Genomic DNA, 19,420 nt, shown 5'->3' on the forward strand with positions numbered 1-19,420 from the left:
CGGCAAATAAACGCAATTCGCCCCGAAACGAAAAAAAGCGGGCCGACGCCCGCTTCGTACATAGGTTCTTGTAACTGTATTTCTGTCTATAAGGAGAGGTAGTAATACGCGAATTCTTCGTCCAGCTTCCAGCCCGTACTTTCATACAGCGCCCGCGCCTTTTCATTGTCGAAATGGGTCTGGAGCATCAGGTAACGGCTGCCCGTTTCCTGCCCCAGCTCCCGGGCTTTGGCCAGCAGCTCCCGCGCCGCGCCTTTCCGGCGGGCGGCCGGGGCCACGAACAGATCGTTCAAAATCCAGGCTTTCTTCATGCCGATCGAGGAAAAAACGGGATACAGCTGCGTAAAGCCGATTACTTCGTTTTCGTCGACGGCGAGGTAAATGACGCTGTCCTGCTGCCGGAGGCGCTCGCGCAGGAACGCCTCGGCGCCTGCAACGTCAGGTGCCTGTTCATAATGTTGCCGGTAGGCGTCGAACAACGCGGCGAGGGCGTTCAGCCGGTCTTCCGTGGCTTTAATAATTTGCATGTACGGGGAATATTTGATGGAGGTGATGTTGTAAGTGACGAAGGTAATCGTTGGCCCAGAATTCCAGTGTAGCCGGCGGGTTCTGGCCGATCACGAGCACGTTCCCCAACGCTTCGGCCGGAATGAGCGGCAGCAGGCGAACGATGTGCAGGTTCACGCTTTTCCATATCTGCACCAGCTCGCGCCAGTCTTCCCGCATATATTGCCGCGCTTCCACCCAGAAATCCTGGTCGTAGCCGGGCGCTTCCAGTAAAGCGGTCTGCTGCGCGCGGATGAAGCGCGGGTAATTGTTGAGGGCCGAATCGGTGAGATGGCCGAGGATCTCCTTTTTGCTCCATTTTTCGGGGGAAGGACGGGCAGATGCCTCTTCATCGGTGAACTGCAAAAGCCGGAGCTCCGTTTGCAGCACTTCTTCCTTCAATGCCCTCGACAGTGCCGCCAGCGGCGGTTCCCGGAGGGATATTTCCATCTTGATGTCGCATCTTTCGTATACCCCGTTTTCCACTTCCACTTCTTCGAACCCCAGTTTATGGTACATGGTGATGGCCGGGGTGAGCTGGCGGCTGGAGTACAATACCATCTTCGCGAAGCCTTTTTCCGCCGCTCTTTCGATGATGGCCTTGCCCAGCGCCCAGCCGAGCTTGCGGCCCTGGAAGCTTTCGTCCACGGCCATTTTCGTCATTTCCACCGTATCGTCCGACTTCAGCCGGTAAGCCACCGTGCCCACCACCTGGTTGCCGATGGATACGAAGATGATGTCGCCGCCCGGGGCGATGATATGTTCGTGCGGATGTTCCAGCACGGCGATGTCTACCGGTTCGAGCCGGAAGAATTTGCTGATCCAGGCCTTGTTCAGCCTTTCGAAATGCGGCTGGTAGTCTGGGTGCCAGCTCAGGATGCGGATATCATTTGCTGCGTTCATAACTTTTTTGCTTGTTGAATGCCTTGTTGACGAGGTACACGCCCAGGAGGGTCACCATGCACGAGAGCCCCATGAGCCAGTTCAGTTTTTCCTGGAGGATGAGCCACCCGAGGATCACGGCAACGATGGGATTGATGTAGGCATATATGGATACCAGCGAAGGCGGTAAATTGTTCAGGGCGAAAACGTAAGCGGAGTAACTTAACAATGATCCGATAAAAACGAGGTACAGTAAGCTGCCCCATAATTCTCCGGTGAACGATGAAAAATGCAGGTGCTGCCCCATGAACCCCGCGATAACGAGCATCACTACCCCGCTGAACAGCATCTGGAACCCGGCGCCATACAGGTAATTGACGCCCAGCGCCCACTTGGCCGTGAGCACCGACCCCAGCGCCCAGAACACGCAGGCCAGGGTGATCAGCATCACCCCGAAACGGTATTCCTCATTCATCAGCTGGGCCAGGTTGTCGTAAAAGATGCCCCCGATCCCCAACAGCCCGATCAGCATCCCGACCACCAACTGCACGGTAATTTTCGTTTTCTGCACGAGGAAATAACTGAAGATCGTGATCCAGATGGGAACGGTGGCCGCAATGATGGCGCCCAGCCCGCTGGGGATGTACTGCATGGCCCAGGTCATGAGCCCGTTGCTGCCGCAAAGCATGATGGTGCCGATCACGAATAATTTGGATAGCACGGGAAACTGCGGCAGTTTATACCCCTTCATGAGGAAAAACGCCACGAGGATAACGCCGGCGCTCGTTTGCCGGAGGCCCGCCAGCATCATGCCGTGCATGTGCTGCACGCCGATCCGGGCCGCCAGGTAGGTGGTCCCCCAAAAGATACTTACGATGACAAGCGCCACGTAAGCGTTGGTATGGTTCCGCTGTTGCATATTCATCAGGTTAAATCGGGGAGGATGTTAGCAAGCGATGGGTAGAAACCCATCGCCAATAATACTAATATCAACCTCTAAATCAATTATTTTCAAGAATGGCCGACACGCCCTGGATGGCCGCTGCCACTGCTTCCAGCTCCTGCACCGCCAGTTCGATGTCTTTATCCGTCGTGCGCCAGTTCACCAGCGCCGCCCGCATCGCCGGAAGGCCGGCGTATTGCGTGGGGGTCACGTACACTACGCCCCGCTTGTTGAGCGCCTGTAAAAAGACGCGGATATGTTCGGCCAGTTTTCTGTCTTCCATATTGAACGTAAAGCAGGCCACGCACATCTTCACGGGCGCCAGCAGGCGGAAGTGCCCGCTTTTCTCCAGCATTTCACCGAAACGCTGGGCCTGGTTTACGTTTTGCTCCACGATGTCGCGGTACCCTTCCGCACCATAGGCGCGAAGGGAGAACCAGGCAGGCAAAGCCCGCAGCCGGCGCGAGTTTTCGGGAGCGTAGTTAATGTAGTTGAAGTTTTGCGCCGGGTCGCCCAGGTACGCCGCGCCCGCATTCTGGAACACTTCCAGTTGCAGCCCCGGGTGGCGGCTGAACAGCATCGCGCAGTCGTAGGGCACGTTCAGCCATTTATGCGCATCGATGGTAATACTGTCTGCCTGGTCCCAGCCATTAAGAAAGTGCCGGAAACGGGGGCTGACGGCCGCGAACCCTCCGAAGGCCGCGTCTATATGCAGCCAGAACGGATGTTTATGTTTGAGCGCCGCGATGGCGGCGATATCGTCGAAATCCACGGTATTCACGGTGCCGGCGGAAGCCACGTAAATGAAAGGCGTATCCGGGTTATAGGCGATCCATTGCTCCAGGGCCCGCACGTCTACCGCTTCGCGCCCCGGAAGGGTGGACAGCGTCACCAGGCTGTTGCGGCCCAGGCCGAGCATCGACAAAGCCTTTACCACGCTGGAATGCGGCGTGGCGGCCAGTACTTTTATATCGGGAAGCGCGCCCACGCCCTGCGCGGCCACGTTCACCCCGTATTGCTCGCCCAGCCATTGCCGCGCGGCCGCCAGTCCCGTAAAGTTGGACATGGTAGCGCCCGTCACGAAAACACCTTCATAAGCTTCCGGCAGGGAAAACAACTGGCGGAGCAACTGCAACGTTTCTTTCTCCAGGGTAAATGCGAGCGAAGATTTGTCGGCCGCGTTCATATCCACCGCGCTGGCCAGCCAGTCGCCCGAAAGCGCCGCCGGCGTAACGCCGCCCGTCACGAAGCCGAAATACCTGGGGCCCGCGCAGGCGGTGAGGTAGGCGCCGAACCGGTTGTCGAACAGCTCCAAAGCCCCCTGGCCGCCGATCCCTTTTTCAGGCAAACCGGGCACCGGGATGGCGGGCATTTCCATACTCACCGGCAGTTCGTTGATGCAGCCGAGGAAATCGCCGGCGTAATCTGCGGTCTGTTGCAAAAGTTCATCGAATCGGGAAAGGTCCTCGCGGAAAATTGCATTCATATGGTGGCGTATTAACGTTGAAATGACGCTCCAAAATTCCAGCTATTCCCGCATAAAAAACAGATTCAGTTTTGAGTTTTTTGACCAGATCAGATGACAGTATGAACCATAAAAGTCCATGACGAACGCCATTCGTCAACCGTACGGACCGAAATATGTAAGTACTTACAGAGCGGAAAGGAAATCAGAAGAGCAGGCCGCCCTTTTCGAGGTCGAGGAGGAACTGTTTGCGCCAGATGCCGCCGGCATAGCCGGTGAGGGCGCCGCCGGAGCCGATAACGCGGTGGCAGGGCACGATGATGGCGATGTTGTTCCGGCCGTTGGCGGTACCGGCCGCGCGGATGCTTTTCACATTGCCGAGGCGCTTGGCGAGGGCGAGATAGGTTATGGTTTCGCCGAAGGGAATGGTCAGCAGGTTTTGCCAGACGAGTTGCTGGAACGGGGAGCCTTCCTGCCGGAGCGGAAGGTCGAACGCGCGGAGGTCTTTCCGGAAATATGCGTCCAGCTGGGCGGCGCATTCGCGGAGCAGCGGCGTGGGCGTTTCATCGGGAAAGGCTTGCTGGATGGCGGATTCGTGGTGCAAGGGTATAGCCGCTTCCGTAGGGATCGAGGGCGCGGGTTCTTTATCTATGAAAGAAACCTTCGAAATATATCCCTCCGTTTCCGCGATCATGATGCGCCCCAGCGGGGAATCCATGTACAACACGCTCATTTCCCGAAATTAAGGAGTTTGAAGATGGTGAACAGGTGATGCGATTCGTGGAGGACGAACATCTCGATGAGCTGCGCCGCGGAAACGGTGCCATACGCCTGGTGGCGGCCCTGCCGCCGGAAATCCCCGGCCTTCAGCCCCTCCACGAAACGGACGAACGCCTCCCGGTCGTGCCGGTATTGGACCAGCAGCTCGCGGTTCGACAATTTCCTGTATTCCGCGAACAGCGCATCTTCCTGCCAGACATACGGCTCGAAAAGCGGCGTTTCCTCGTCGGCCACGCGCTGCAGCCGCCGCTGGAATATGGGATGGAACACGGCCAGGTGGGCGATGTTATCGATGGCCGACCATTTACCGGGGTGAACTTCCTGCCGGAGCACATCGTCGGCCACGCCGCCGGTCATTTCCCCGATCGAAAGATGCTGCGTGCGCAGGCGTAAATCCACACTGAAAGGCAGGTGTTGCATGGCAAATCCGTTTTATCATGGAAAGATATGTTTTTTTAATTGGAACAGATTCCATTTTCGTACTTTTGACCATATCAGATTTGCAAAACCATGGAACATCTGTATCTCCAGGTGGCCGACCGCATCCAGGCCATGATCGAAAAGGAAGTGATCCGCATCGGCGACAAGCTGCCGTCTGTCCGCTCGCTCAGCAAGGAGCAGGGCATCAGCATGAGCACCGTCTTCCAGGCGTATTACCACCTGGAAAGCAAGGGCTTCATCGAACCACGGCCCAAATCGGGCTACTACGTGCGGTTCTCGCCCCGGCGGCTGCCGGAGCTCCCCAGCGCCACGCGCCCCGTCAAACGGGCGACAGACGTGAACGTCAGCGAAATGATCACGGAAGTGTTTTCCCACCACGGGCCAGATCTGTTGCGGTTTTCCACCGCTTCTCCGTCTGAACCGCTCCTCCCCTCCGCCAAACTCGCCAAAAGCATGATCGCGGCGCTGCGGGAGAACAATGGCGGCCTCATTTACGAGAACCTCCAGGGCAACCTGCCCCTCCGCCGCCAGATCGCGCGGATGAGCATCCAGTGGGGCGGCAGCATTACGGAACACGATGTGGTCACTACTACCGGCTGTATGGACGCCCTCACCCTCTGCCTGTCGGCCACCACCCAGCCCGGCGACGTCATCGCCCTGGAAAGCCCCGCCTACAGCGGCACCTTCCAGCTCGCGGAAAGCCTCGGCCTCAAGGTGCTGGAAGTGCCCACCAACCCCATTTGCGGGCCAGACCTGGAGTACCTCGACAAAGCCATCCCCAAATTCAAGATCAAGGCCTGCGTTTTCGTGACCAACTTCTCCAACCCCATCGGCTCCTGCATGCCCGATAAAAACAAGCGGGAACTGGTGCGGCTCATGAACAAATACGACATCCCCCTTATCGAAGACGATATCTACGCCGATCTCTATTTCGGTAAACTCCGGCCCAGCAGCTGCAAGCAATACGACCGCAACGGCAATGTGCTCCTCTGCAATTCCTTCAGCAAATCCCTCGCGCCGGGGTACCGTGTGGGCTGGACCGTTCCCGGAAAGTACAAGGAACGCGTGCTCCGCCTCAAACTGAACCATACCATTTCCAGCGCCACGCTGCCGCAGGCCGCTATCGGGCATTTCCTCGAAAACGGCCGCTACGAGCACCATATGCGCAACCTCCGCAAAATGCTCCACACCCAATGCCTGCGCTACCAGCAGGCCGTGGCCGACTATTTCCCGGAAGATACCTGCGTAACCCGCCCGCAAGGCGGCTATGTGCTATGGCTGGAGCTGAACGAGAACATCAATACCATCGAACTGTACGAACAGGCCCTGCGGCGCAAGATCTCCTTTGCACCGGGGCGCATTTTCACGCTGCAAGACCGCTATACGAACTGCATGCGCATCAGCTATTCCAACCCCTGGAGCAAAGCGGTGGACGACGGGCTCAAAACCCTCGGCAAACTGGCGCACCAGCTCATGAAATAAAAAACCGGGGCAGGAATGCCCCGGCATAAATACGAATGAACAATTGAAAAAATCCGGTCCCGCGGAGTTGCGGATTGCGGGCCGGTATAAGTTGAATAATTTACTCCACTTTCAGATTACGGACAGGGTTGGCCAGCGCCGCCTTAACGGATTGGAAACTCACCGTCAGCAAAGCGATCAGCACAGACACGCAACCTGCCAGCGCGAACGACTGCCAGCCGACAGACACGCGGTAGGAAAAGTCCATCAACCATTGCGAAACGCCCCAGTACGCCAACGGCGCCGCCAACACGAAGGCAATGGCCACCAATGCCACAAAATCCCTGGACAGCAACACCGTGATATTCAATACCGATGCGCCCAGCACTTTCCTGATCCCGATCTCCCTGATCCTCGTTTCGGCCATATACATGGCCAGGCCCAGCAGCCCCAGGCAGGATATGAAGATCGTAAGCCCGGCAAACAGGGCGGAAAGGGTGCCCAAACGCTGTACGCTGTCGAATTTCCGGGCGTATTCCTCGTCTACGAACTTGTATTCGAAAGGGAATTCGGGATTGTATTTATGGAAGATAGTTTCCGCTTTTTGAAGATTGACGGCTACGTCGTTTTTATCGTTCAGCTTGATCTGCATGACGTTCAACCCGAGGAAACTGCTTTTGGCGCCGCAGATGAGGATCGGGCGGGCGGATTCGTAAGGGTTCTTCAGCACCACGTCTTTTATCACGCCGATCACATGCCAATCCGTCCCCAGATCGCTCACGATCTGACCGATCGGTTGTTTGAAGTGCATCACTTTCAGCGCCGCTTCGTTGATGATGAGCCCCAGCGAATCGGTAGGGAATTTCTGCAGGTCGAAATCGCGGCCCTCGATGAATTGCAGGCCGGCAGTAACACCGAGGCCTTCATCGGTAGCGTACCGGTCGAAAGAAGTGTTATCGTTAGGATCTTTCCCCTGCCAGTTCTGCCCCCATCCACCGCTCCACCTTTCCGTGAGCGGCGCGTTCGTTTTGGCGACCGACGTGGCAACGCCCGACTGGATCAGCTCATTTTTGATGAGCGCATAGTTCCTGGAAATATCGTCTGTCAGAAAGTGATAAATGAGGTGATCCCGCTCGTAGCCTACTTCCCTGGCCTGTACATGGTTGATCTGCCGCTTTACGATGATAGTGCAGATGATGAGGAAAATAGCGATGGTAAACTGGAATATTACCAATACTTTCCGGGGCGTCACCAGCGCGTTGCTCCGTTTGAACGTGCCTTTCAGTACGCTCAGGGGCTTGTAGGCCGACAGGAAAAACGCGGGATAACTCCCCGCCAGTAAGCCCGTGAACAGCACGAACCCGCCGAGGGCGAGCCATGTATAGACATTGGTAAAGTCCAGGAACAGGTCTTTTTCCGTCAATTGGTTGAAAGCAGGCATGCACCCCATTACGATCACAACAGCCATGATCCCCGCCAGCAGCGCCGTACAAACCGATTCTCCCACAAACTGGAAAACAAGCGCGCTTTTCCTGGCGCCCGACACTTTGCGGATACCTACTTCCTTCGCCCGCTTTTCGCTGCGGGCGGTGGTCATGTTCATAAAATTGATGCAGGCGATCAGGAGAATGAAACCGGCGATGACAGCAAACAGCCGGATCAGCGCAATGCGCCCGCCACCGTCTTCCACCCCATTGGTGAAGCTCGAATACATGCGCCAGCGCGCCATCGGGTAAGCGAAGAACTCCCATTTGAGGGTTTTGGCTTCGCCATCGTACCGCTGCTTGAGGTCCTTTAACTTCCCCGACATCACGGCGAAATCGGCGTTTTCTTTCAACAGTAGAAAGGTGTTGGTGCCATTGTCGTTCCAGCCAAACTCGCTGCCATTCGGGTTCTCCTGGGCAGCCCAGGGCACGAGGTAATCGAAACTGAAATACGAATTTCGCGGGGGATCTTTAACGATTCCGGTTACCGTGAAAAGTTCACCATTGTCGATTTTCACTAATTTCCCCAGTGCGTTCCCGTCTCCGAAAAAGGTCTTGGCGGATTTCTCGGTCAGCACCACGGAATGTTTGTCGCGGAGCGCCGTGGCAAGGTTCCCCGTCAGCATGGGAAAAGTGAACATTTGCAGAAAACCTTCGTCCACCAACAACCCGGATTGATTCACTTTCTTTTCTCCCACTGTAAAAAGCAGGCTGCCGTTTGCTTTCACGCGAACGGCCTTTTCCACTTCCGGCAGATCGTTTTCGAGAACGGGGCCTGTGAGCGCCGATACGCCGCTCCAACTGGAAAGCTTCCCTTCCGACGCCACGCGGTTCCAGACTTCGTAAATCCTGTCTTTCTTCTCATGAAAATTGTCGTAACTCCTTTCGTCCTGGATCCACAACAAGATCAGGATGGCCGATGCCATACCGATGGCCAGCCCGGCGATATTGATAAAGGAAAAACCTTTGCTGTTCAGCATGTGCCGCCCGGCGATTTTCAGGAAGTTTCTAACCATACAGGAATGCTTTGAAGTTGATGGATCGGTTGCGGCAGGGTCGTCCAATAAAATGCCAATATCCTATCCAATTGATTTACAATAATATATAAACCTTTCATGTGATGAAATTGGGCTATTTTGATACAGCTACTGTCCGATTCCGGACATTGTACGAAAAAAAACCGGGGCATGAATGCCCCGGTGTCCGTTACCTACAACTGTTACACTGTTAAAAAAATTTATACGGTTTTCCGGTAATTCCAGATCGCCACCGCGTTCAGGCCCACGGCAAATACCACCATGATGCCCAGGTCCATACGAATATCTTCCCACCCACTCCCCTTCAGCATCACCATCCGCATCACCTTCACGAAATACGCGACAGGATTGAACTGCGTGATACGCTGCGCCCATCCCGGCATGCTTTCTATGGGCGTGAACAGCCCGCTCATGAGGATGCAGATGATGAGGAAAAACCAGGTCACGAACATCGACTGCTGCTGCGTTTCCGTGAACGTGGAAATCAACAGCCCCAACCCCAGCATCACCACCAGGTAAACGGCCGCGAAGAGGAACACCCAGCCGATGCTCCCCTCGAAAGGCAGGCTGAACACGAGCTTGCCGACCAATAACCCGAATGCCAGCTCGAACAGCGCGATGATCCAGAACGGGAGCAGCTTCCCGATGATGAAATGATGCTTGCGGATAGGCGTTACGTTGAGCTGCTCGATCGTCCCGATCTCCTTTTCCTTTACGATGTTCATGCCCGATAAAAACGCGCCAATCAGCGTCACCAGCACCACCAAAATCCCCGGCACCATGAAGTGCTTGTAATTCAGACGGGGATTGAACCAGTAACGGAAACTCATGTCGAAATGCGACGGCGCATCGTCTTCGTCGAGCGCGAGCCAGTCCAGCCGGATGCGGCGGTTGAAATCCCCGATGATGCTTTGGGCGTACCCCGCCGCCAGGCCGGCTTTGCTGCCGTTGATGGCGTTCACGAGCAATTGCACTTTGGCGTCCCCGTCGCGGACAAGGTCCCGCTCGAAATGCCGGGGAATGGTGAGGATGAGGTCGGCCTTGTTGGTCTCCAGGTCGTCGAACGCGGCCTCATCGCCCGTTTGGGCGTGGAGTTGGAAATAGCCCGAGGAAAGGAGTTTTCCTTTCAGCTGCTGGCTCCAGTTGCCACCGTCGTGGTCTACGATATCGATGGAAAGATTGCGGATTTCGTAGTTGGCGGCGAAGGCGAGCACGAGCAGCTGTACCACCGGCACCACGAAGATGATGGGCAGCATCGATTTATTGCGGAAAATCTGCAAAAACTCCTTCTGCAATATGAAAAATATGGTACGCATCAGCTTAAACGGATATTGAATTTGCGAAGGCTCACCACGAGGAAAAACAGCGTCATCCCGCTCAGAACGCCCATCGGCAGGGCAATCTGGCGTAGTCCGCTACCTTTCAGCATTATATCTTTCAGAATGATGATGAACCATTTTGCGGGAATGATATTGCTCAGTACGCGCAGGGGCAGCGGCATGCTTTCGATGGGGAACACGAAGCCGCTGAGCAGGATCGTGGGCAGCAACAGCCCCATCATCGACATCATCATGGCCGTTTGCTGCGAATTCGTTACGCTGGAAATGAGGATCCCCAGCGAAAGGGCCGTGAGGCAAAACAACCCGCAGGCCAGCAGCAGCAAAGCGAGGCTCCCTTTCAACGGCATCCCGAAAATGCCCGCACCGAGCGCCAGGATGATGTTGGCGATCACGAAAGACAACAAAATATACGGCACCACTTTCCCCGCGATGATCATCAGCGGCCGCAACGGCGATACCAGGAGGATTTCCATCGTTCCCAGCTCCTTTTCCCGCGTGATGGTGATCGACGTCATCATCGCGCAAACCAGCATGAGGATGAGGGTCATCACGCCCGGCACGAACAGGAAAACGCTTTTCAGGGTGGGATTATATACCATCCGCACCTCGGGTTGGATCGTGAGCGGCAGGTGCTTCAAGCCCGTTTCCTCCTGCTGGTACTGCATGAGGATGGCGTTGGCGTAATTGATGAGCGTAGTGGCGGTATTGGGGTCAGACGCGTCGGTGAGCAACTGCACGGCCGCTTTCCGCTCCCGGATGAAATTGCGCTGAAAACCGCCGGGGATCACGATCACCATCCGGATATCGCCCTTTTTGAAAGCCGGCATGATGTCTTTCTCGCTGCGGAGGTTTTCGGCCAGGTCGAAGTACGTGGAAGCCGTGATCTTGCGGACGAGCCCATGGCTCAGGGGATCCTGCGACTGGTCCAGCACCGCGATGCGCGCGTGGCGGATCTCGTTGGTGATGGCGAACCCGAACAGCACGATCAGCACCACCGGCATCCCGAACAGGATCAGGAGGGTGCGCCGGTCGCGGAAAATATGGAAGCATTCTTTTTTGACGAACTCGAAAAACTGTTTCATGATTCAGGATTTGGCCCTTGCGAGCTGCAGGAAAACATCGTTCATCGTGGCGGCGCCGAACTGTTGCTTGAGCGCCGAAGGCGTGTCCAGCGCACGGATCTTCCCGTCTACCATGATAGAAATGCGGTTGCAATATTCCGCTTCGTCCATATAGTGCGTGGTCACGAATATGGTGACGCCCTTGTCGGCCGATTCGTAGATCAAATCCCAGAACTGCCGGCGGGTGATGGGGTCTACCCCGCCCGTGGGCTCGTCTAGGAACACGATAGACGGGTCGTGGATGACGGCAATGGAGAACGACAGCTTCTGTTTCCAGCCCAGCGGCAGGGCGCTCACGAGCATGTTGGCTTCTTTTTCCATCTCCAGTTTCCCGAGCAGGGCGGCCGTTTTCTCTTTGATCTCGCGGCGGCTGAGCCCGTAAATACCGCCATAGAAGCGGATATTCTCTTTCACGGTGAGGTCTTCGTAGAGCGAGAATTTCTGGCTCATGTACCCGATCCGTTGTTTGATCTTTTCCGTTTGGGTGTAGATATCGAACCCCGCCACGCGGGCTTCTCCGCTGCTGGGTTTCAGGAGCCCGCAAAGCATGCGCATGGCGGTGGTTTTGCCGGCCCCGTTGGCGCCGAGGAACCCGAATATCTCGCCCTGCGCCACTTCAAACGTGATGGCGTTGGTGGCGATGAAATCGCCGAAACGCTTGGTGAGCGCGTTGGTGATGATGGCCGGTTGGGTCATGGTACTTCGGTTTGCGCCCGCATGAGGGCCATGAAAACATCTTCGATACCGGCATTCGCGGGCTGGTACACCACGTCTGTATGCCCCGCCGCCAGCAAATCCTGCTTCACCTTTTCCGGACCGGCGTTCATCACCACATGCAGGAACTCCCCGAACGCGAAGCACGACTCCACGCCCGGGTACGCCCGCAGGTCGCGGATGAGGCGCCAGGTATCGGAAGCGCGGAAAGCCCAGACTTTCGTCGTGAACTGCTCCACGATGGCCGTGGGCGTGTCTATCCGCATCAGCGCGCCGTTCTGGATGAGGGCTACCCGGTCGCAAAGCGTGGCCTCGTCCATGTAAGGCGTGGATACGAGGATGGGAATCCCGCGCTGGCGGAGCCTTTGCAGCATCTCCCAAAACTCCTTGCGGGAAACGGGGTCTACGCCGGTGGTGGGCTCATCGAGGAACAGGACGGATGGCCGGTGCACGAGCGCGCAACTCAATGCCAGCTTCTGCTTCATACCGCCAGATAATTTGCCTGCCGGGCGGTCTTTAAACGGCGCGATCTGTTCGTAGATGTCGCGGATCATGTCGTAATTGGCGGCTACCGTCGTATTGAAAATGGTGGCGAAGAACCGGAGGTTCTCTTCCACCGTCAAATCCTGGTACAGCGAAAAGCGGCCCGGCATGTAGCCAACTTCGCGGCGGATGGCGCGGTAATCCTTCACCACGTCTTTCCCGTTCACGAACGCCTGCCCCTTATCCGCCAGCACGAGCGTGGCCAGGATGCGGAACAGCGTGCTTTTGCCGGCGCCGTCCGGGCCGATGAGGCCGAACAGCTCGCCCGGCTCCACGGTGAAGCTGACGTCGCGCAGGGCGCTCACCTTGCCGTACGATTTGCTGATATGTTGAACAACGATGGGTTGCATGTCGCTTATTTGGTGATCCGCATTTCTCCCGGCATCCCGATTTTCAGGCTGCCGTCGTTTTGCACGCGCACTTTCAGCGCATATACCTGCCGCACGCGCTCATCGCGCGTTTGCACCGTTTTCGGCGTGAATTCCGCTTCCGGCGATATCCAGCTGATCTCGCCCTTGAGCTGCTTGACGGAGCCATCCGGCTGATCGATGCCTACGTTCACCTGTTGCCCCGTTTTCACGGCAGATAGTTGGTCGCCGCCGATGTATGCGCGCAGGTACATGGTGCGGAGGTCGGCGAGTTTGTAGAGCGGTTTGCCGTAGTTCACCACTTCGCCCGTTTCCACGTATTTCACCAGCACCGTACCGTTCACGGGATTGAGGACGCGCGTTTGCGCGAGCTGGTCTTTCACCTGCTCCACCTGGAACTCCAGCGGCTGGGTTTCCGTGCTGAGGCCGGTTACTTGTGTGTTAAGCGTCGAAGCGGTGGACGAATACTGCTTTTCGAGCAGGGCGATGGCGCCGTTGATATCGTCCAGCTGCTTGGGCGTGGCGGCGTTGGCTTTGAGGAGGTTTTCGATGCGGGCTTTTTCCTTCTGCTGGGTGGCGATCTGTTGGCGGATCACGGCCAATTGCGGATTAACTTCCGGCACGCGGCTTTTCACCGCTTTGATATTGGCGCCCAGCTGGGCTTTGCGGAGATGCAGCTGCGTGGAGTCGATCCCTCCCACAACGGTATTTTCTGCCAGCACCTGCCCTTCTTCGACGTCGAACCGGAGGAGGCGGCCGGTCGCTTCCGCGGAAACGATCACTTCGGTGGATTCGAAATTGCCGTATGCGTCTGCCCCGTTTTCTTTCGAAGAACAGGCGGCGAGGAAAGCGAGGCTCAAAACGGCTGCGATGGTTGTTTTCATGTCAATAACCTTTTATAACCTGGTACTGGATGGTGGCGTAAACGAACTGGATCTCGCGGGTTTTTCCGGCGATGATGGCCGAAGTTTCCGCGTAAAGATCGGAGAGGTAATCATGGACGGTCATCACGCCGTTATCGAGCTGCGCGGCGGATACGGCTTTCACTTTCCCGCGGAGGCTCACGATCTCACGGTCTTTTGCCATGGCGGATTGCAGTGTATTGATCTCCGCCTGTTGCTGGACGAGCCTGGCGCGGGTCTGGAGGTCGAACGCGTCTGCCTGCGCCTGGATGCCCGTTTCCTGTTCGCGGAGCGCGGCGCGCTCGGTGTGTTGGTAGCGCCAGTTCCAGAGGGTCCATTGCAGGCGGAGGCCGCCCATGTAATAGAAATCGAATTTATCGGACAGCATGTTCAGCCCGGGGCGGCCGTAGCCTCCCTGCACGAATGCGCTGAGCTTAGGGCGTGTGGCCGTTTCCGTGAGTTTGGCCTGCGATCCCAGCACGTCTTGCTGGAAGCGGAACAGCGCCAGTTCGGGGCGTTGGATGGGCGCGTTGCCCGTGGATGCGGGTTGGGGCAGCTCGAGGGGTTCCATGTCGGCCGGAGACTTCCCGGTGAGCAGGGCCAAAGTGGCCAGGGCGGCCTGTTTCCCGTTGACGGCCTCTTCCAGCTGCTGTTCGGCTTTGAGGGCTTCGGCCTGGAGCATGTCTACCTGGCTGGCGAGCACGGTGCCGTTGTCTACCCCTGCCTGGAGCCTTTCGCGGCGCTGTTTCACTTCGGCGATCATCTCTTTGCGGGCGGCGATGTGCGCGTCCCAGATGAGGGCGTTGAAATATACCTGCGATACCTGCTGGCGGAGCTGGTGCAAATCCACTTCCACGCGCTGGCGCTCGGTTTGCGCGCGGGCGAGGGCCAGATCGCGCTGGCCGCCGGTGGCGCCGCCGTCGTAAATGAGCTGGCGCACGTCGAGGGTAAGGTTGTACTGGTCTTTGGGGATGGACGGAATGCTGACGTTGGGCAGCTTGATGGGGATGGCCACCACGTCTGACTGGTACGTCGCTTTCCCGTTGATTTCCGCCTGCGGGAGGTATCCGGTGCGGATATTGCGGAGCTGGAGGGCCGTGGCGCGGTCGGTGGCTTCCTGCTGCCGGAGCAGCGGGTAATGCCTGCGGGCGGCGGCCCAGGCAGAATCCAGGGGGAAGCCCTGTGCCAGGGCGCTCCCGGAAAGCAGCAGCAGCGCCGGCATGAGGAATCTGAACATCGTTAACTCTTTTATTTAACTAACTGGTTAATTGCTGGACAAAAAAATAGCCGGGTCCAAACCGCCCGAGATGGCGGCTACGGCCTTAACGCATTGAGAACAAACTCCGTCACAAAAACCTTTCTTTCCTCCATGAACCCGAGAAACGCCGGGTCGTCGATCGTAAACACGGCCTGCAGCAGCGGTTTGGCCAAAAACGGGAAAATGCACATGGAAATGATGCTAATCATCAACTGCACGGGGTCCACTTTTCTCAACGTTCCTTTTTCCATTCCTTCCAGCAATTGCTGCGCGAAACCGCGAATGTTGGGAAAATTCGGTGCAGACAGGAACCGCTCCGCGATCCGGTGCGGGTTCTGATTGATTTCGTTGAGCACAAACAACGGCAGGAAAGGGTTTTCGCTGATACCGGTGATGTAGTTGTCTACCGCCGAGCGAATCTTCTCCGGCAGCTCCAGATCGCCCGAAAAAACGGCGTTCAACCGGCTCAGCATCTGGTCTACCGCTTCGGTCAGCACAATGTCGAACAACTTGTCTTTGCTCCGGTAATAATAATGCAGCATCGCCTTGTTGATCCCCGCCTCGTCGGCGATATCCTGCATCCTGGCGCCGGTTAAGCCCCTGTGCATGAATATCTTGCGCGCCGCTTCGATGATCTGTTGTTCGGTAGTATTGGTCGTCTGCATGTGTTCAACTGAAGTGTTTAACCATTTGGTTAACGACATAAAGGTAGGGATATTTCCGATTCCTCCAAATAAAAAATCCCAAATATGAGCTGGCATGAAAAAGCCGGGGCAGGAATGCCCCGGCGGCTGTTACCTACAACTGTTTACTAATCGCTAAGTTAGGTTTGGGGTGTCACAGCTGGATGGAAGGCGCCTGCAGCCTCGCGGCCAGACGCTGTTCAAAAGTTTCGTCGGGGTTATGGTCTACACGGATGTTGGTCAGCAATTGCACGAGCCCCTCATCATGATCGGCCCGCTTGCCGGTCTTGAGGTCTACATGCGCGAAGCGGGTCATGAGGAAGGCTTTCACCTTATGCTGCTGCTCGTCGGTCATCCACATTTCCACCGAAATATGCTGGTGCGAGAAATCGGTGACGCGGGTGAAGATGTATACTTTTTCTGCTACCACAGCGGGTTTCAGGTAGGCGACCCGGTGCTCGGCCACCACCCATCCCCTGCCCCTGGCGGCAAAATCCTTCAGGCGCAACTGGTAATGTTCTGCAAGATGGTCTTCGCGGGCGTTCATGAAATAATTGAGATACGCCGCGTTGTTGAGATGCCCGAACGGGTCGCAATCGTTAAACCGGATGATATACATGCTGCCTGGTTCCTTGGTCATAATAGTCAGGTTTTACCGCTAAGTTCCGTAAAAAGCCGGAGCGGTGCGAAACCGCCCCGGCATTAATATGTCAATTTGAAGTACGCATCAGGGTTTTCAAACGATTATGCAAGTTTGCAGTCTTACTATCTTTCTTATCCCACCAACTTGTGGACGGTCAGTCCACCGTCGATGTTATATTCCGCACCGGTGATAAAAGAAGCGTCGCTGGAGGCGAGGAACGCCACGAGCTTGGCCACTTCTGCGGATTCACCGGCGCGATTGAGCGGTATCCGCTCCGCGAATTTTTGACGGAAAGCAGTGATGCTGTTATCGTCCAGGCCGGCCTTGGCCAGGATGGGGGTAATGATCGGCCCGGGGTTCACCGTGTTCACCCGAATGCCCCGCGTAGCCAGTTCTGCGCTCAAAGTGCGGCCCAACGCATTCAAGGCAGCTTTGCTGGCGGAGTATACGCTCGATCCCGGCATGCCGGTAAAGGCGTTCACGGAAGACAGCAGGATGATCGACCCGCCGTCGTTCAGCACGGGTAAAAACTTCTGTACGGTGAAATATGCCCCTTTGAAGTTCGTGTTCATAATGGCATCGAAGTCAGCTTCGGTGACATCGGCCACGGGTGCGAAGGCACCGATACCGGCGTTGACGAACAGCACGTCAATCTTCCCGTAACGTTCCTTTACTTCCGCCACCAATTTGTCTGCATCCGCGAGGCTCGACTGGTCGGCGGTCACGCCCAGTGTACCGCTGCCCAGTTTTTCCGCCGCGGCGTTCACCGCATAGGCATTTCTGCCCGTGATGACAACTTTTGCGCCCCTGGCCACGAATTCTTCGGCCGTCGCGAGCCCGATGCCGCTGTTACCTCCGGTAACGACGGCTACTTTATTCTGCAAGCTCATATCGTAGTGTGTGTATGTGTGTTATATCGATTTATTTAAAAATATCGATACATTGGGTGAAAAAAATCAGCTTTTTAACTCAGCTGAAGAAAGAACATTGACAGGTGTTTCATCATCTCCTTATTGATGGTAAGCGTTACATTCCGGCCCTCCTTCATGCTGATGAGCACGCCGCTATCCACCAAAATCTTGATGTGATGGGATACAGTAGGTTGAGAAAGGCAAATCATGTCCTGGATTTCGCCACAGCAACAGTTCTCCTGCCTGGCCAACTTCAACAGTATAGCCATCCGGTTTTTATCCGCCAGAGCATTTGCCGCCTTCTCGATCATCGCTGCGTCCATGATGCAAATATAGGTACTTTTTTGAAATATCGAAATTCATCGATAGATTTTTTTGACAGGGTCACAGCAGCGGACTGAACAGCCGTACCACCGCCTCGCACAACCGTATCCACCGGCCCCTCGCCCGCCAGTCGCCCAGCTCCAGCTGCTCGGTATACAGGCAATCCTGCAGGAACGCTTCGGAAAGCTTCCAGTTCATCTCCCGGCTGTAGACGAAAGCATTCACCTCGAAATTGAAATCGAAGCTCCGGATATCCATGTTGGCCGTGCCCACCACGCTCAGGTTATCATCCACCACCATCGTTTTCGCATGCACGAACCCTTTCTGGTAACGGAAGATCTTCACGCCGCAGGCCAGCAAATCCTCGTAAAACGATTCCGCCGCCAGGTTCACGAGCCGGCTGTCGCTCACGCCGGGCACCAGCAGCCGCACGTCTACCCCCGACAATGCCGCCTGTTGCAGCGCGTTGTAAATGGCTTCGTTGGGGATGAAATACGGGGTGGTAATATATACGGAACGCTCGGCCTGGTTGATGGCTGCGAGATACGACAGCATGATGGAAGAGCGCTCCGAATCCGGCCCGCTCGCCGCGATCTGCACCAGATCTTTCCCCGCAACGGGGATATCGGGGAAGAATTCGTGGGTGATGGGCAGGTCCGTTTCCGCGCAGAAGTTCCAGTCGCCCATAAAGAGGAACTGCAGCGTATGCACGCCCTGGCCTTTGATGCAGAGGTGCGTATCGCGCCAGTACGGCCAGTTCTTATGCTTGATGCGATACTTCGGGTCGTTGATGTACCGGTCTGCCACATTGATCCCGCCGATGAAGCCCGTATGCCCGTCGATCACGACGATCTTGCGGTGGTTGCGATAGTTCAGGCGGTTGGCGAGGAGGCGCACCCGGTAAAAGGGGAACACTTCCACCCCGGCTTTCCGCATTTCGCGGAGGAAGCGGCGGTTGATATCGCTGCTGCCGAAATCATCGTAAATGAAGCGCACTTCCACGCCTTCGGCCGCTTTGGCTTTGAGCACATCCATCACTTCGCGGCCGATGCCGGTGTCTTCGAAGATGTAATATTCGAGATGGATGTGGTGCTTTGCGGAACGGAGGGCATCGAGCATGGCGGGGAATTTCTCTTCCCCGTTCAGCAGGAGCACGGTTTGGTTATCGGGCGTGAGGGGCGACAAAGAATCGCGGAAGAGCAGCCGGGCGATGCCGGTTTTATTGGTAACGAGGTCTGAATGTTCGAGGAGGGTTTGGCGGTTCTCGCGCTGGAGGTAATCCTGGAGGCGCTCGCTGAGGCGGACGTTGCTCATCCATTTGCGGCTGTATATGCGGTTGATGCGGCGGTTCACGCCGATGGCGAGGTACACGAGCACACCGATACCCGGGAGGAAGAAAAGGAGGAGCAGGTAGGCCAGTGTTTTTCCGGTAGACCGGGTTTCCAGCAGCGCCTTGATGGCTACCAGGAAAGTGATGCCGTAGAGGATAACGATCCCGATAGACTGCCAGTGATCTTTGAGGAAATTCAGCATGGACGGATTATCTGCCGCAATAATACGACAAATCCGCAAGG

19 protein-coding genes are annotated in these 19,420 nt (G+C 56.4%); 1 reads left to right on the forward strand and 18 read right to left on the reverse strand.

What is annotated here, in order from left to right; genetic code table 11:
* Window positions 1-86 precede the first annotated feature (86 nt).
* From WJU22_RS22490 to WJU22_RS22515, 6 genes are all read right to left on the reverse strand, one after another.
* Window positions 87-527, reverse strand: a complete 441-nt coding sequence (locus WJU22_RS22490; protein ID WP_341840421.1) for a GNAT family N-acetyltransferase — start codon at window positions 525-527, stop codon at window positions 87-89.
* Window positions 514-1,449: a GNAT family N-acetyltransferase gene (locus tag WJU22_RS22495; protein WP_341840422.1), complete on the reverse strand. Its 936-nt coding sequence runs from the start codon at window positions 1,447-1,449 to the stop codon at window positions 514-516. The genes WJU22_RS22490 and WJU22_RS22495 overlap by 14 nt, the downstream gene beginning before the upstream one ends.
* The gene (locus tag WJU22_RS22500) at window positions 1,433-2,347 is read right to left on the reverse strand and encodes an EamA family transporter (RefSeq protein ID WP_341840423.1); all 915 of its coding nucleotides are present in this window, start codon (window positions 2,345-2,347) and stop codon (window positions 1,433-1,435) included. The genes WJU22_RS22495 and WJU22_RS22500 overlap by 17 nt, the downstream gene beginning before the upstream one ends.
* A gap of 82 nt (window positions 2,348-2,429) precedes the next feature.
* Window positions 2,430-3,857: a pyridoxal phosphate-dependent decarboxylase family protein gene (locus WJU22_RS22505; protein WP_341840424.1), complete on the reverse strand. Its 1,428-nt coding sequence runs from the start codon at window positions 3,855-3,857 to the stop codon at window positions 2,430-2,432.
* A 184-nt stretch (window positions 3,858-4,041) separates the two neighbouring features.
* Window positions 4,042-4,569 carry a methylated-DNA--[protein]-cysteine S-methyltransferase gene (locus WJU22_RS22510; protein ID WP_341840425.1) on the reverse strand — a complete coding sequence of 176 codons (528 nt, stop codon included), beginning with the start codon at window positions 4,567-4,569 and terminating at the stop codon, window positions 4,042-4,044.
* Window positions 4,566-5,036, reverse strand: coding sequence for a DinB family protein (locus WJU22_RS22515; RefSeq protein ID WP_341840426.1), 471 nt, complete (start codon window positions 5,034-5,036; stop codon window positions 4,566-4,568). Before WJU22_RS22515 ends, WJU22_RS22510 begins: the two co-directional genes overlap by 4 nt.
* A gap of 90 nt (window positions 5,037-5,126) precedes the next feature.
* Here WJU22_RS22515 and WJU22_RS22520 point away from each other — a divergent pair, with 90 nt between their 5' ends.
* Complete coding sequence (locus WJU22_RS22520; RefSeq protein WP_341840427.1) at window positions 5,127-6,539, forward strand: PLP-dependent aminotransferase family protein; 1,413 nt, start codon at window positions 5,127-5,129, stop codon at window positions 6,537-6,539.
* A 100-nt stretch (window positions 6,540-6,639) separates the two neighbouring features.
* Here WJU22_RS22520 and WJU22_RS22525 read toward each other — a convergent pair whose 3' ends face one another.
* The 12 genes from WJU22_RS22525 to cls all read right to left on the reverse strand — a co-directional run bounded on the left by WJU22_RS22525 (window position 6,640) and on the right by cls (window position 19,379).
* A complete protein-coding gene (locus WJU22_RS22525) occupies window positions 6,640-9,018 on the reverse strand; it encodes an ABC transporter permease (RefSeq protein ID WP_341840428.1) in 2,379 nt (792 codons plus the stop codon).
* 221 nt (window positions 9,019-9,239) lie between these two features.
* Complete coding sequence (locus WJU22_RS22530; RefSeq protein ID WP_341840429.1) at window positions 9,240-10,355, reverse strand: ABC transporter permease; 1,116 nt, start codon at window positions 10,353-10,355, stop codon at window positions 9,240-9,242.
* The gene (locus WJU22_RS22535) at window positions 10,355-11,461 is read right to left on the reverse strand and encodes an ABC transporter permease (RefSeq protein ID WP_341840430.1); all 1,107 of its coding nucleotides are present in this window, start codon (window positions 11,459-11,461) and stop codon (window positions 10,355-10,357) included. The genes WJU22_RS22530 and WJU22_RS22535 overlap by 1 nt, the downstream gene beginning before the upstream one ends.
* Window positions 11,462-11,464: 3 nt before the next feature.
* Window positions 11,465-12,196: an ABC transporter ATP-binding protein gene (locus tag WJU22_RS22540; protein ID WP_341840431.1), complete on the reverse strand. Its 732-nt coding sequence runs from the start codon at window positions 12,194-12,196 to the stop codon at window positions 11,465-11,467.
* Complete coding sequence (locus WJU22_RS22545; protein WP_341840432.1) at window positions 12,193-13,107, reverse strand: ABC transporter ATP-binding protein; 915 nt, start codon at window positions 13,105-13,107, stop codon at window positions 12,193-12,195. Before WJU22_RS22545 ends, WJU22_RS22540 begins: the two co-directional genes overlap by 4 nt.
* 5 nt (window positions 13,108-13,112) lie before the next feature.
* Window positions 13,113-14,009 carry an HlyD family secretion protein gene (locus WJU22_RS22550; RefSeq protein WP_341840433.1) on the reverse strand — a complete coding sequence of 299 codons (897 nt, stop codon included), beginning with the start codon at window positions 14,007-14,009 and terminating at the stop codon, window positions 13,113-13,115.
* A 1-nt stretch (window position 14,010) separates the two neighbouring features.
* A complete protein-coding gene (locus tag WJU22_RS22555; RefSeq protein ID WP_341840434.1) occupies window positions 14,011-15,264 on the reverse strand; it encodes a TolC family protein in 1,254 nt (417 codons plus the stop codon).
* 77 nt (window positions 15,265-15,341) lie between these two features.
* Window positions 15,342-15,950, reverse strand: coding sequence for a TetR/AcrR family transcriptional regulator (locus WJU22_RS22560; protein ID WP_341840435.1), 609 nt, complete (start codon window positions 15,948-15,950; stop codon window positions 15,342-15,344).
* Window positions 15,951-16,122: 172 nt separating this feature from the next.
* A complete protein-coding gene (locus WJU22_RS22565) occupies window positions 16,123-16,608 on the reverse strand; it encodes an acyl-CoA thioesterase (RefSeq protein ID WP_341840436.1) in 486 nt (161 codons plus the stop codon).
* A gap of 134 nt (window positions 16,609-16,742) precedes the next feature.
* The gene (locus tag WJU22_RS22570; RefSeq protein WP_341840437.1) at window positions 16,743-17,501 is read right to left on the reverse strand and encodes a glucose 1-dehydrogenase; all 759 of its coding nucleotides are present in this window, start codon (window positions 17,499-17,501) and stop codon (window positions 16,743-16,745) included.
* Window positions 17,502-17,575: 74 nt separating this feature from the next.
* The gene (locus WJU22_RS22575; protein WP_341840438.1) at window positions 17,576-17,845 is read right to left on the reverse strand and encodes a metalloregulator ArsR/SmtB family transcription factor; all 270 of its coding nucleotides are present in this window, start codon (window positions 17,843-17,845) and stop codon (window positions 17,576-17,578) included.
* A gap of 61 nt (window positions 17,846-17,906) precedes the next feature.
* On the reverse strand, window positions 17,907-19,379 hold the full coding sequence (gene cls, locus WJU22_RS22580; protein WP_341840439.1) for a cardiolipin synthase: 1,473 nt from the start codon (window positions 19,377-19,379) through the stop codon (window positions 17,907-17,909).
* Window positions 19,380-19,420: the final 41 nt, after the last annotated feature.

Origin of the sequence: Chitinophaga caseinilytica (assembly GCF_038396765.1) — a bacterium.
In the GTDB taxonomy this organism is placed as follows: Bacteria; Bacteroidota; Bacteroidia; order Chitinophagales; family Chitinophagaceae; genus Chitinophaga; species Chitinophaga caseinilytica.

What these genes read in the sequence shown, in the direction of transcription:
- WJU22_RS22490 (WP_341840421.1), bottom strand. Translation starts at nt 527, where the DNA reads ATGCAAATTATTAAAGCCACGGAAGACCGGCTGAACGCCCTCGCCGCG.
- WJU22_RS22495 (WP_341840422.1), bottom strand. Translation starts at nt 1,449, where the DNA reads ATGAACGCAGCAAATGATATCCGCATCCTGAGCTGGCACCCAGACTAC.
- WJU22_RS22500 (WP_341840423.1), bottom strand. Translation starts at nt 2,347, where the DNA reads ATGCAACAGCGGAACCATACCAACGCTTACGTGGCGCTTGTCATCGTA.
- WJU22_RS22505 (WP_341840424.1), bottom strand. Translation starts at nt 3,857, where the DNA reads ATGAATGCAATTTTCCGCGAGGACCTTTCCCGATTCGATGAACTTTTG.
- WJU22_RS22510 (WP_341840425.1), bottom strand. Translation starts at nt 4,569, where the DNA reads ATGAGCGTGTTGTACATGGATTCCCCGCTGGGGCGCATCATGATCGCG.
- WJU22_RS22515 (WP_341840426.1), bottom strand. Translation starts at nt 5,036, where the DNA reads ATGCAACACCTGCCTTTCAGTGTGGATTTACGCCTGCGCACGCAGCAT.
- WJU22_RS22520 (WP_341840427.1), top strand. Translation starts at nt 5,127, where the DNA reads ATGGAACATCTGTATCTCCAGGTGGCCGACCGCATCCAGGCCATGATC.
- WJU22_RS22525 (WP_341840428.1), bottom strand. Translation starts at nt 9,018, where the DNA reads ATGGTTAGAAACTTCCTGAAAATCGCCGGGCGGCACATGCTGAACAGC.
- WJU22_RS22530 (WP_341840429.1), bottom strand. Translation starts at nt 10,355, where the DNA reads ATGCGTACCATATTTTTCATATTGCAGAAGGAGTTTTTGCAGATTTTC.
- WJU22_RS22535 (WP_341840430.1), bottom strand. Translation starts at nt 11,461, where the DNA reads ATGAAACAGTTTTTCGAGTTCGTCAAAAAAGAATGCTTCCATATTTTC.
- WJU22_RS22540 (WP_341840431.1), bottom strand. Translation starts at nt 12,196, where the DNA reads ATGACCCAACCGGCCATCATCACCAACGCGCTCACCAAGCGTTTCGGC.
- WJU22_RS22545 (WP_341840432.1), bottom strand. Translation starts at nt 13,107, where the DNA reads ATGCAACCCATCGTTGTTCAACATATCAGCAAATCGTACGGCAAGGTG.
- WJU22_RS22550 (WP_341840433.1), bottom strand. Translation starts at nt 14,009, where the DNA reads ATGAAAACAACCATCGCAGCCGTTTTGAGCCTCGCTTTCCTCGCCGCC.
- WJU22_RS22555 (WP_341840434.1), bottom strand. Translation starts at nt 15,264, where the DNA reads ATGTTCAGATTCCTCATGCCGGCGCTGCTGCTGCTTTCCGGGAGCGCC.
- WJU22_RS22560 (WP_341840435.1), bottom strand. Translation starts at nt 15,950, where the DNA reads ATGCAGACGACCAATACTACCGAACAACAGATCATCGAAGCGGCGCGC.
- WJU22_RS22565 (WP_341840436.1), bottom strand. Translation starts at nt 16,608, where the DNA reads ATGACCAAGGAACCAGGCAGCATGTATATCATCCGGTTTAACGATTGC.
- WJU22_RS22570 (WP_341840437.1), bottom strand. Translation starts at nt 17,501, where the DNA reads ATGAGCTTGCAGAATAAAGTAGCCGTCGTTACCGGAGGTAACAGCGGC.
- WJU22_RS22575 (WP_341840438.1), bottom strand. Translation starts at nt 17,845, where the DNA reads ATGGACGCAGCGATGATCGAGAAGGCGGCAAATGCTCTGGCGGATAAA.
- cls (WP_341840439.1), bottom strand. Translation starts at nt 19,379, where the DNA reads ATGCTGAATTTCCTCAAAGATCACTGGCAGTCTATCGGGATCGTTATC.